Source organism: Vibrio sp. S234-5 (assembly GCF_000960595.1).
Classification (GTDB): domain Bacteria; phylum Pseudomonadota; class Gammaproteobacteria; order Enterobacterales; family Vibrionaceae; genus Vibrio.
Map to the genome: position 1 here is coordinate 204,086 of NZ_JZAM01000275.1, position 12,721 is coordinate 216,806.

At 48.5% G+C, this 12,721-nt stretch carries 9 protein-coding genes; 4 read left to right on the forward strand and 5 right to left on the reverse strand.

Annotation, left to right across the window (positions count from 1 at the left end; genetic code table 11):
• Positions 1-53 precede the first annotated feature (53 nt).
• Positions 54-1,478 carry a phosphatase PAP2 family protein gene (locus UF06_RS17630; protein ID WP_045571601.1) on the forward strand — a complete coding sequence of 475 codons (1,425 nt, stop codon included), beginning with the start codon at positions 54-56 and terminating at the stop codon, positions 1,476-1,478.
• Between the two features lie 59 nt (positions 1,479-1,537).
• On the opposite strand, the gene UF06_RS17635 is transcribed toward UF06_RS17630, so the two are convergent.
• On the reverse strand, positions 1,538-2,356 hold the full coding sequence (locus UF06_RS17635; RefSeq protein WP_045571602.1) for a Cof-type HAD-IIB family hydrolase: 819 nt from the start codon (positions 2,354-2,356) through the stop codon (positions 1,538-1,540).
• A gap of 164 nt (positions 2,357-2,520) precedes the next feature.
• Between UF06_RS17635 and queE the strand changes: the two genes are divergently transcribed.
• Both queE and queC read left to right on the forward strand, forming a co-directional pair.
• Positions 2,521-3,189, forward strand: coding sequence for a 7-carboxy-7-deazaguanine synthase QueE (gene queE, locus UF06_RS17640; RefSeq protein ID WP_082069749.1), 669 nt, complete (start codon positions 2,521-2,523; stop codon positions 3,187-3,189).
• 12 nt (positions 3,190-3,201) lie between these two features.
• Positions 3,202-3,894: a 7-cyano-7-deazaguanine synthase QueC gene (gene queC, locus UF06_RS17645; protein WP_045571604.1), complete on the forward strand. Its 693-nt coding sequence runs from the start codon at positions 3,202-3,204 to the stop codon at positions 3,892-3,894.
• Here queC and UF06_RS17650 read toward each other — a convergent pair.
• From UF06_RS17650 to UF06_RS17665, 4 genes are all read right to left on the reverse strand, one after another.
• Positions 3,839-5,635, reverse strand: coding sequence for a tetratricopeptide repeat protein (locus tag UF06_RS17650; protein WP_242402031.1), 1,797 nt, complete (start codon positions 5,633-5,635; stop codon positions 3,839-3,841). The two genes, queC and UF06_RS17650, sit on opposite strands and share 56 nt — an antisense overlap.
• Before the next feature lie 397 nt (positions 5,636-6,032).
• Positions 6,033-6,383: a DUF2750 domain-containing protein gene (locus UF06_RS17655; RefSeq protein WP_045571606.1), complete on the reverse strand. Its 351-nt coding sequence runs from the start codon at positions 6,381-6,383 to the stop codon at positions 6,033-6,035.
• Between the two features lie 122 nt (positions 6,384-6,505).
• Positions 6,506-7,123 (reverse strand): OmpA family protein, encoded by a 618-nt coding sequence (locus UF06_RS17660; RefSeq protein ID WP_045571607.1) that lies wholly within the window; start codon positions 7,121-7,123, stop codon positions 6,506-6,508.
• Positions 7,123-8,436, reverse strand: a complete 1,314-nt coding sequence (locus UF06_RS17665) for a TolC family outer membrane protein (protein ID WP_045571608.1) — start codon at positions 8,434-8,436, stop codon at positions 7,123-7,125. Before UF06_RS17665 ends, UF06_RS17660 begins: the two co-directional genes overlap by 1 nt.
• 416 nt (positions 8,437-8,852) lie before the next feature.
• On the opposite strand from UF06_RS17665, the gene UF06_RS17670 reads away from it, so the two are divergent.
• Positions 8,853-12,721: Ig-like domain-containing protein (locus UF06_RS17670; protein ID WP_139046399.1), on the forward strand; the 3,869-nt coding region annotated here is incomplete at its 3' end.

The following is a 12,721-nucleotide window of genomic DNA, read 5'->3' on the forward strand; positions in this document are numbered from 1 at the left end:
TGCCGAGTTTAGATGCAACGCCAGATCGACATGCAACTCAAAGGTTTTCACACGTGTTAAAACGAGCCTTCATCATCACCCTTGGCGTCTTTTCTCTTTTTTACAGCACATTTTCTGCCGCTGGATTGCCAACACCATTACCCGAAGGGATTAAAGGCGCGCTCTGCATTGTGCGTGTCGACAACAAGTTGTTGCTGGTGAATGAAATTCTGACGGGGCAAATCTCGCTGCCCGGTGGAACCATCAGCGCAGGTGAGCCTCCACACGAAGCGGCGCAAAGAGAAGTGTGGGAAGAAACTGGCCTAGTGGTGACGGTGGGGGAAGCGCTGGGCTACAGCGATACCGCGGTATTTTATGATTGCGTGTCGGACTCGCCGATCGTCGCTTACAACACTCAGCATGCATTAGGTGGAAATACCTTACCCATTTGGTTTGCGCCGCATTATGGGGTAGAAATTGCTTCCGCGATGCTGCTTCAGCCAACTGCTCTCAAAGCGGAGCAATACCGTTTTCCCCAACAGTGGCCGCTGGTCAGCGAAATGTTTACTCGTGCCACCAATCAACCCGCCAGTTATGTGCGCGATCTCAAAGAGGCTGCGCCATCGTATCGTCAAATTGGCCTTGGTTGGTTAGCCGCTAGCCAATCTTGGGCGGCTCAATCGCAAATGTTGTCATCCATTGCCATGGCCGTTGCACATCTTGCTTTTTATCTCACCACTCCAGCACTGCTTTTGGTGGTCATGCCGCTCATTCTCTGGCGCTTCGGACGAGATTTTACCTTGCATGCTCTGTTTGCAGTGACCGTCACTTCATTATTGGCTTTGGTTGCGCAGCAAGGCTTTGCGATGCCTCGGCCCCATGTGTATCTGCCTAGCACGGAATTGCTTCCTAGTTCGGGTTTTAGTTTTCCCAGTGCTTCAATGGCCGTTTGGGTCTGCTTGGCGCTGCTGTTCACCCAGCGTGAAGGGGGAAAGGAGTGGGGCAAATGGGCGTTTGGCACTATCGTTTTGGTCGCTTTGGGACAGTTTTACGCCGGCGCAGAGTTTCTTTCTGATCTGTTGATTGGCGCGCTGTTAGGCGCTTTGGTTGCTTGGCATTTGCTTCGTTTGCAACAAAAAGCGGAGCTGGATTTGGGACAACTGTTTGCCTCTCCTTTAGTGTGGGGAGCACTTGTTGCCGTGGCTGTTGGTTTGACTTTCATCTGGCCGTTGCCGGTGTTTTCCGCTTGGCTTGCTACCTTGATGTTGATGCCGATTCTGGTGCTGATGTGGCGCAAAAAAGCGTGCAATTTAACTCAAGCGCGTGCATTGGTGCTGATTGTGGTGCTGCTAACGCTTAACTTGTTGCTCACTATGCTGCAAACCCACTTTTCTTCTAGCGGACTTTATTCCTATATTTTAGAAACGTTGCGCTACCCATCGTCGCTCTTGGTCGCGATGTTGCTGGTGTTGCCACTTTGCAAGGGTAGGCAAGCGTAAACAACTTGCTGTGAGATGAAAATAACGCCTCGACTGAGGCGTTTATTTTGGGTGACGAGTTAACTCTGCTCACTCGGAAAAACAAATTTTTCGATCGCTTTGGCGACGCCGTGATCATTATTGGATGCAGTGATGTAATTGGCAATCGCTTTTGTCTGCTCCATCGCATTGGCCATCGCCACGCCCACGCCCGCGTATTGCAGCATATGGTGATCGTTCTCGGCATCGCCCATACAGATCACTTCTTCCGCTTGGATGCCGAGATGTTCGGCAATCGCCGCTACACCAATACCTTTGTTACTCAATGGATTAAGAAATTCTAGGAAGAATGGTGCACTTTGCACTACGGTAAACTGTTGATGCAGCTCACTAGGCAGTTTGGCGATGGTTTCGGTGAGCAGCGACGGCTCGGCAACCATCATGGTTTTGATGATCGGGTGATCGTCTGCGAGTGCTTCGAAGTTCATTTCAGTGATCGGCAAGCCGTTGATCTTAGCTTCTATTTCTGTGTAAGGGTTGGTTTGAGGGGTAATCAAACCGTGCTCCTTGCTGAAGGCATGAACGTAAACGCCGAGTTTTTCTGCTAAGCGGGCAAGCTGCTTCGCGCTTTTGCCATCGATAATTTGTTCATGAATTAATTCGCCGCTGCCGACGTTCTTCACCATCGAGCCGTTATAGAAAAGAACAAAGTCGCTGTCTGAGGAGATACCGAGCTCATCCAACTTGTCTTGCATTCCTTCCAGTGGACGGCCAGAGGCCAGTACCACCGTCACGCCTGCTGCGCGAGCACGCGCAATCGCCGCCTTATTTTCGTCGGAGATTTGCTTGTCGCTGTTGAGCAAAGTGCCATCCATATCCAGCGCGATTAACTTGAACATACTTACCTACTAAACTTTGAAGAAGAAGACAAAGTGGTAATGAAACACCAAAACGAGTCAGATTAACACTGAATTTTTGTGTTCCCAGCAGATTAATTTGACCTGAGAGCGGGACTCCTTTAAGGTCTGCGCCTTGCGATTTATTGTTAGGGTTGAGAGTTAAGTTGTATAAAGTTAACGAGATGTTTGAAACCATTCAGGGTGAAGGCGTTTTTACTGGTGTGCCAGCGGTGTTCGTCCGTTTGCAAGTGTGCCCAGTAGGCTGTTCTTGGTGTGATACCAAACAAACTTGGCAAGCTTTAGAGCAGGAACAACGCACGTTTGGCGAAATCATTCTCAAATCGGGAGATAGCCCAAGTTGGTGTAATGCTGACGCTGAGGAGATTGTGGCTCAGTATCAACAGCAAGGTTTCAATGCCAAACACATAGTGATCACTGGCGGTGAGCCATGCATTTATGACTTAACTTCTCTAACCGAAGCATTTGAAGCGATCGGCTGCCAATGCCAAATCGAGACGAGTGGTACCTATCCCGTGCAGACTTCGCGTAAAACCTGGGTGACAGTGTCACCCAAAGTGGCGATGAAAGGTAAATTACCCGTGCTTGATAGTGCTTTGCTGCGAGCCAACGAAATCAAACATCCGGTCGGTACAGAAAAAGACATTGAGCAGTTAGACCTGTTGTTGGCCAGAGCACAAGTGCCTGCTACAACGACGATAGCCCTGCAACCAATCAGTCAGAAAGCCAGAGCGACGCAATTGTGTATTGAGACTTGTATTGCGCGTAACTGGCGTTTATCGGTTCAAACCCACAAATATTTAAGTATTGCCTAGAAGGGATAAGCGATGAATAAAGCGGTAGTGGTTTTTAGTGGTGGTCAAGACTCAACCACTTGTCTTGTGCAAGCTCTGAATGAGTATGATGAGGTCCATGCCATCACGTTTGATTATGGCCAGCGCCATCGTTTGGAGATTGAAGTTGCACAACAACTTGCCGCGGACTTGGGTGTCAAAGCACACAAAGTGATGGATGTCACGTTACTCAATGAGCTGGCGATTAGCTCGCTGACGCGTGATGACATTCCTGTTTCGCATGAACTTCAAGCCAATGGATTACCGAACTCTTTTGTGCCCGGGCGCAACATTCTCTTTCTGACTTTGGCGGGCATTTACGCCTACCAAATCGGTGCTGATACTGTGATAACGGGGGTGTGCGAAACTGATTTTTCTGGCTATCCCGATTGCCGTGACGAATTTGTCAAAGCAATGAACAGTGCGTTGGTTAAAGGGATGGACAAAGCCTTGGCCATTAAAACGCCGCTAATGTGGTTAAACAAAGCGGAGACGTGGGCATTGGCCGATCAACACAAAGCGTTGCAACTGGTCAGGGAGAAAACCTTGACCTGTTACAACGGTGTGATTGGGGATGGTTGCGGTGATTGTCCATCATGCCACTTGCGCAAAGCGGGGCTTGATGACTACCTTAATAACCAACCGCTTGTGATGGCGTCGCTGCTTGAGAAACAGGCTCAAGCTTAACTGGCAGACGGCTCGCATCAACGACTCCCATTTTGCGCTCTCTTTGCCGTTGAGAGAGCGCGAAATCGAGCTTGTTATAGACGCAGTCGAAGTTTGGCGCTGAACGCTCTAAAACAAGATAGGCTATATAGGCGTTAAGCTGGATCGGCTCGCCAGTTTCTGCATGAATCACGCTGCTGGCGATACGTTGGCTTAGCTGTTCAACGCGCATTGGCACATCTACCTCGTCAACCTCTTTCAGCAACAGCATAAACTCTGTTCCATTGAGCCGTCCCAATAACTCCCCTGGCAAAAGATGGGCGATAAGATTGCAAGCGATAGTATGTAATAGCTCATCGCCATACGCGTGGCCAAACTCCCGATTGACGGCTTTAACACTATCTAATTTAAACAGAATCAGTACCGGCACTTTATGTGGGACTCTGTTAGTCGTTTGCGCTTCGATTGCCTCAATGATTGCACGGCGATTCAACGCTGTTGTTAATCGATCGGTTTGTTGCTGCTTACGGTAGCGATGATTGGCTAACGCCAAAACGAGCAGTAGAGTCACTAACGCAATCAACAACAGAGAATAGAGAAACTTCTCTTGTTCAAGGCTCTTGACTAAGCGCATTTTGCGCTCAGTGTCACTTTGAAGCTGCGTTAAGCGTAACTGATAGTCGAACTGCTTTTGCGCGAGATCCAATGCCTCAATCGCTTTGGTTGTGTCTTTGTCTCTGAAGCTAAGTTCGAGTTGGGAATAGTGCGTGTAGTGTTGATAGGCTTTCTGGTAGTTCCCTTGCTGCACATCGATGTTCGACTGCAATAGTAAGGCGTTCGCTTCGATTACGGGCATATCCATCGATACTGCGAGGTTATAAGCCTGTGTGGCGTGCGCCATCGCTTCGCTGAGCTTGCCCATCTCAAGATAACCGAGGCTAAATCGAGAGTGAACCTCGGCCGCTAAGCGGTGGTTTTGCCCTTGCTCTGCCGCTTTAAGCGCGAGTTCAAGATAGTGTGAACCTTTCTCTGTATCATTCATTTGTAGATAGAGAGAGCCCAAACCAAGATACGTCATGACCAGACCAAAGTTGCGATTTTCCTTAATCAAGATCGCGAGTGCTTGCTCGTAGTAGAGGATTGCTTGCGGCTGATCGCCACGATCGTGATAGAGCTCTGCAAGGCTGTGCAATATTTGTGCTAAGGCAGCCGGAGAATGTCCGTTTTCGCGAATTTCCTTGGCTTTAAGCAAATACTCTTCGGCTTGCGCGTATTGGCCTAATTCGCGTAGCAAATTGCCGGTATCGTTGTAAGCGGCAGAGACATCCGCGTTTGCAGGTAGATGACGCAGCACCGCTTGATAGTGAATAAGAGATTGCTCAAATTCGCCTCGGAAATGTTCGTTATTGGCGATCACGCGATAAACCAAGTATTTCGGTAGCAAAGATTGACCCTCTTCAGCGGCAAAAAGCTTGAGTTGAGAGCAGAAAAACTTGGCTTTATGGTAGTCGCCTTGTTCGTTGAGCGTATAACAAAGCTGATATAACAGCAGTTCTTGCACTTTACGTACTTCGCTTAGTGTTGCTTGGTTGAGTAAGGTCGTAAAACCTTTAACCGCTTGTTCATACTGGCCTTTCTGTCGGTCATATAGCGCTTGTATGTAAAGTGATTCTTGGCGAGAGAAGTGAGTGTTTTTGTTTTGACTCGCGCCATAATAGGGTTGATTGCGTGCAAAAAGATAATCAAATAGTAAACCACTCACATATAGTTTTTCCGCGCCTGGAAGGAGGGCGGCGTAACGATCTTGCAAGAGATCTAGGGCGCGATTGTCTTCGGCTCTGAGTTTTTGTTGGTAGACGCCTAACCACTGATGGAGTCCGCTGTTGTCTGCGAGCGTCATACAAGAAAAAGTACTGATTGTGAGCCAAAGTAGTAGCTTGCGTTTAAACATGGGCTGATTTGATGGTAAAAATGAGATACAGGAATGATATCTTTTTGTAAATGAAAAGGTGTGATGCATTCGAGATAGTGAAATATACAATACGTCGTATATCAAAGAGCAATATACCAGAGTTGATAAATGTATCTACAGTGTAGCAAAGCTGTAAAAAAGGCTGGTACTGAACCAGCCTCTCTTTTAAGCAAACATCACTTAACGATTATAGATACATTTTTGCCAGCTCAGCCGGCTCAAGTTCTTTACCTTCCAATTGCGCATTCCAGTTGATACCAACCAGCACGCCGTCTTCATCTAAGGTGATAAGCCAATCTTCAACGAAAATATCAAGAGGAATTTCAAGTACTTCAAAATCAGCCCACTCTTCTACATTGTGTGCGACGGCATCTTCTTTAGCAGACCAAAACGGCATCACTTCACTATTTTCAAATTCTGAAGAGTCACAAGCCAGCCATCCTTCTTCATTTCGAAGGCCCCAAACCAGCTTGGTTTCTTGAGTTTCTTGAATGAAAAGGTCCAGATTCGCTTGAATATCCGCAGTTAATTTGCTCATTTTAAAATCTCGATATGAAAAGACCCGCGTAGGGTACCATTTTATCGCAGCCTTACCAATGAGTATCTGAGTTTGCGCTGGTGTCGGCTCGACAAAGATAAGGGGCTTTTTCGCCCCAATGATTATTTCTTGCTTTTTGGTAGACGGGTAAAAATGGTCCATTCTTCTTTGATGTCACCTTTGTGACCAACGACGGAGGCCACTACGCGACGGTTCAAAGCGTGGCTGACTTCGTCCTCGCCGTCGTTAGCCAGTTTACTGTCACCAAAGCCTACAATGCGTACTCGATTTGATGAAATGCCATAACTGATGAGCATCTCTTTAACGTTGTCTGCTCGGCGTTGAGACAGCTCAAGGTTTAGTTTTGCATTGCCTGTACGGCTGGCAAAGCCTTGCAGTTCGATTGAAGTGGATGGATAAAGTTTCAAAAACTCAGCCAGTTCTTTGATTTGACTGCGAAATACCGGGTTAATCACGTCGGAGTTGTTGGCAAATAACACCCGGATCTGCATTTGCTGGGTCGTTTTGATGTAAGTTCCGCAGCCATCGTTATCGACTTCCGCTGTACTTGGCGTATCGGGACACAAATCGCGGGCGTTAATTACGCCATCTCTGTCTTGGTCTTGTAAATCATCAATTTGATCCGCAACCGGAGTGGGGCGGTAATCATATTCGTCCGCCATTAGGGAGGAAGATAGAAAAATAGCAGCTAAGGCAAAAGGTAAAGTGTATGGTTTCATTAGTATTCCACCTTTTGGGTCCACTCTTTAGGGATATCGACTCGCAGCGTATCGAGCAATTGCCCCGTTGCATTCATCACACGAAATTTGGCGTATTGCTCTGCATATTTAGCGTCTAAGTAACCTTTGCGAGCTTCGAACAGCTCGTTCTCGGTATTTAACAAGTCAAGCAAAGTGCGTTTGCCAATACGGTACTGCTTTTCGTAAGCAATCACAGTGTCGGAAGCAGAGTCAACGTGATCGGCCAAAAACTCTTTCTGCTGTAAAGTAAGGTCAAGCGCACTCCAAGCTAGGCGTAAACCCTCTTCGACGCTCCGGTAACTTCTTTCGCGAAGATCTTTTGCTTTGTTCAGTTGATAAGCGGCACTTTCAGAGTTCGCGGAATCTGTTCCGCCGTTGTACAAATTGTAACGCATACGAAGCATGGCTGTGAGCTCGTCACTCTGCCCCTCAATACCACCTGCATCGCTACGCCAAGTCTGTGACGCTTCAAACGTAAAGGTAGGATAGTTGCGGCCTTTGGTCTGCTTATACTGAAAACGGGCCGAATCGACATCCACCGTTGCAACTCTAAGCACCGGATGGTGCTCAAAAGCTTGGCTTATAGCTTCATCGACAGTAAACGGAATTCTCTCTTGATCCGCTCGCGGAAAAATCAGTGATTGGGGTGTCTGTCCAACCAAACGGGTAAACATAGTATGAGAATCAAACAAATTATTTTGTGCTGCGGCTAAGTTACCGTGCGCTTTCGCCAAGCGGGCTTCGACCTGAGACAAATCTGCGGTAGAACCGATGCCTGAGTTCACCCGTTTTTTAATGTCACTGTAAATACGTTTGTGAGTCATGAGATTGCTTTCAGAGAGCGCTAAGATTTCGTACGCTTTCACCGCATCCAGATAGACTTTGGTCACTTCTAGGGCTTTATCCTGCGCGTCTGCTAACAGTTGGTAACGTAACGACTCCGCTTCCGCGGCTGTTCTATCCATATCATTGAGTGTGGCAGAACCGTCCCAAATCAGTTGCGTCAAAGTTAAAGACGCATCTTTTCGAGTCATATCCGTCGAGTCACGAGGAGGATTACCAGCAGGATTGATGGATTCGAAGCCGACACCTGCATCTAAGTCCACTCTTGGCAAGTAAGCGCCAGAAGAAGCCTGATTGGCATATTGCTTACTCAAGAACTCGTTAAATGCACTTTTTAGTTCGGGGTTGGTGGCAAGCGTAATGGCAACCGCTTGCTCCAATGTTTGCCCCATAACAGGAAGTGTCATCACTAGCCCAGCGGCTAATGTGCTTATTCGGGTCCACTTCACTCAATTTCTCCTACTCGTTGTTTGCGCTAAGTCTAAGAGATTAGCTGTCTTAATTTTGAGAAGATTACGATGAAACGTCAATTTTTTAGCGCAACAAATCATTGAATCGATGCTGAGTTTGCGTACTCAATCGCAAAATATCAGTCATTGTAACGAATTCCAACTCCATTTTCTAACTTGTTGAAATCGATGTTTTAAACAAATGCAGTTGCGCACGAATAGAGTTCAATCCGTGATATTGCTTCATAAATGAGACTGTGTGAGCAAAGTCGCCAATAGGTGACAAAAATGTAAAAGAGATTGGCTTTTCGGATGTTCTAGCGATCCCCGTTTGATATACTAATGGGTAAGAAAATAGAATTAATGTACCTGTCAAAATATTGGCAGAACTGCACCGTCATCACAGAGGTTTATTTATGGATTTCTCAGCCTTTCTTTCTGGAGCTGCTCTTACCGCTGGTCGAATTGTTGTTATTGATTTGAACGGCAATATAAGAATGTTAGCGCCCGGACAAACACCTGCACCTGGCGAAGTTGTGATTGATACCCTAGATGAATCTGAGGTGCCCACTGTTCGAGTGGCGACAGAAAACGGCAGCAATGACATTACGGGTGACGTGCAGCAGATTTTTGCAGCGTTAGAAGACGGACAAGATCCAACCCAACTGGGTGATGAGTTTGCTACCGCCGCAGGTGAAACGGGCGGTTCGAGTTTGGTCTCTGGAGGGACGATTTCCCGCGACGCAAGCGAGACTCTAGCAAGTACAGCATTTACTACCCAAGGTTTGCAGGACCTGGGGCTTAACCAAGCGCAAAGTCTTTCTCTCTTTGAAGTGTACAGTTCTTTTTCTTCAGATGCGGCAACTACCAGTCCAGCAGAAACTTTGCCTCTATTGACCGTTATACTAGATGAAGATAGTGGTTCTGAAGCGGACGATTTTCTAACCAACAATGGATCATTCACCGTCTCTGGACAAAATGATGGTGCGACGGTCGAATATTTTGTTGATGGCGAGTGGACGACGACAGTTCCAACGCCAGTTGAAGGTGAAAACACCATCATCGTTCGTCAGACAGATACAGCAGGCAACACTTCTGGTAGCAGCACGCTGACGTTTACTCTCGACACGACAGCGCCAGATGCTCCGCAGATCTCGCTAGACACTGACAGCGGCAGCTTGGCCGATGACTTCCTTACTAATAAAGGTGATTTCACCGTTGCTGGCACCGAAGAAGGTGCGACGGTGGAGTATTTTGTCAATGGTGAGTGGACAACCACCGCGCCAACACCAGTAGAGGGTGCAAACACCATCACTGTTCGTCAGACCGATGCGGCAGGTAATACTTCGGCCAGTAGCACGCTGACGTTTACTCTCGATACCACCGCGCCAGACGCGCCGCAGATCTCGCTAGACACCGACAGCGGCAGCTTGGCCGATGACTTCCTTACTAACAAAGGCGACTTCACGGTTACGGGCACCGAAGAAGGTGCGACGGTGGAGTACTTTGTTAATGGTGAGTGGACAACCACCGCACCCACACCAGTTGAAGGCGAAAACACCATTATCGTTCGCCAGACCGATGCTGCAGGTAATACGTCGGCCAGTAGCACGCTGACGTTTACTCTAGATAACACAGCGCCAAATGCACCGCAGATCTCACTAGACACTGACAGCGGTAGTTTTGCTGATGACTTCCTGACCAATAAAGGTGATTTTACCGTTGCAGGCACCGAAGAAGGCGCGACGGTGGAGTACTTTGTCAATGGTGAATGGACAACCACCGCACCCACACCAGTTGAAGGCGAAAATACCATCATTCTTCGTCAGACAGATGCGGCAGGCAACACTTCTGGTAGCAGCACGCTGACGTTTACTCTAGACACCACCGCGCCAGATGCACCTCAGATTTCGCTCGACACTGACAGCGGCAGCTTGGCCGATGACTTCCTGACTAATAAAGGTGATTTCACCGTTGCAGGCACCGAAGAAGATGCGACGGTGGAGTACTTTGTCAATGGTGAATGGACAACCACAGCGCCAACAACAGTAGAAGGTGAAAACACCATCACTGTTCGTCAGACCGATGCGGCGGGCAACACCTCAGGCAGCAGCACGCTGACGTTCACGTTAGATACCACCGCGCCAGATGCACCGCAAATTTCTCTCGATACCGACAGCGGCAGCTTAGCGGATGACTTCCTGACTAATAAAGGTGATTTCACCGTTGCAGGCACCGAAGAAGATGCGACGGTGGAGTACTTTGTTGATGGTGAATGGACAACCACAGCGCCAACAACAGTAGAAGGTGCAAACACCATCACTGTTCGTCAGACCGATGCGGCAGGCAATACTTCGGGCAGCAGCACGCTGACGTTTACTCTGGATACTACGGCTCAGGCAGGTACGGTTTCTATCGATCCAATCACCTCTGATGATGTGATTACAGAAACAGAGAAAAACCAAACAATTATAGTGACTGGTTCAGCGAGTGGTGGTGACATTAAATCTGGAGATGTTGTTACCGCTATCATTAACGGCAGCGAATACAGAGGCAGCGTTTCTGAAGATGGAACGTGGGAGCTATCAGTAAACGGTTCAGATCTTGCTGTTGATACTGCTTTTGAAGTTACCGTTAATTCAACAGATGCAGCAGGTAACGAAGTCACGTCTAAAGGTGACTCAGTTCATAGATTTGATGACACGCCTGTTATCGTGAACATTGACATCGATCCAATTACTGAAGACTCGGTAATCAATGCAAGTGAATCTCAAAGTGATATTACTATTACTGGTACCGTTTCGGGGGAAGAGTTTGAGCAAGGAACGGTAACGCTAATTGTTAATGGCAAAGAGTTTAGTGGGCAAGTTGTTGACGGCAGGTACGCAATTGATGTTCCTGGTAATGAGTTACTTGCCGACTCTGACAAACAAGTTACAGCTGTTGTCGATGTTGTGAACAGCAAGGGGCAAATCGGCTCATCTACCTCTACCGAAGTATACTTTGTTGATACATCGTCACTGGCGACAATACGTGTCAACCCTATCACTAGCGATGATGTTATTAATCTTGCTGAGAGTCAGTCAAACGTTACTGTCAGTGGCCGTGTTGGTTTCGATGCTAAAGCTGGTGATCTAGTCTCAATGACAATTAACGGCACCTTATACACAGCAACGGTTTTGGCAAACAAAACTTGGAGTGTGGAGGTTTCGGGTACCGATCTAGCAAACGATAACAGTTTTGTTGCGACAGTAACTGGTGTGGACAGCGCAGGAAATCCTTACTCTGCCTCTACCACTTCAACGCATACGATCGATCTGGCTGCGGAAGCGGGTACAGTGACGGTGGCGAATATCACAGAAGATGACGTGGTCAACGCGGCAGAAAGCGGACAAACCATCGCGGTGACAGGTACAGCGACAGGTGGCGATATCGCACAAGGCGATAAAGTGACCATGACGATCAATGGTAAATCTTACGAAACCACGGTCGATGCGAACGGCAACTGGACAGTGGATGTGGCGGGTAGCGACCTAGCAGCGGACACCGAGTTCGAAGTTGTTGTGACGTCTTCGGACTCGGCGGGAAATACCGTAACAAGTTCGGCTTTATCAACTCATGGTGTTGCTCCAATGGCTGTGGATGATTCAGCGTCAGGCACAGAAGACGGTGGCGTGATCACCATCGATGTGTTGGCGAACGACCGCGATGTGGATGGCGATACGTTGACCATCACAGGCGCGACGGTCCCAGCAGAGCAAGGTACGGTCGCGATCGTCGACGGCAAACTCGAGTTCACGCCAGCGGCGAACTTCAACGGCGAAGCGACCATCAGCTACACCATCAGCGATGGCAATGGCGGAACCGATACTGCGGACGTGAAAGTGACCGTGGATGCGGTGAACGACGGCCCAGTGGCCACAGACGATACGGCGTCAGGCACAGAAGACGGTGGCATGATCACCATCGATGTGTTGGCGAACGACAGCGATGTGGATGGCGATACGTTGACCATCACAGGCGCGACGGTCCCAGCAGAGCAAGGTACGGTCGCGATCGTCGACGGCAAACTCGAGTTCACGCCAGCGGCGAACTTCAACGGCGAAGCGACCATCAGCTACACCATCAGCGATGGCAATGGCGGAACCGATACTGCGGACGTGAAAGTGACCGTGAATGCCGTGAACGATGCGGTAGACGCGGTGAATGACGAAGTGACGGTTGCCGAAGACGGCAGCATCACGCTGAACCTAACGGGCAACGACAGTGCACCAGACGGCGGCCT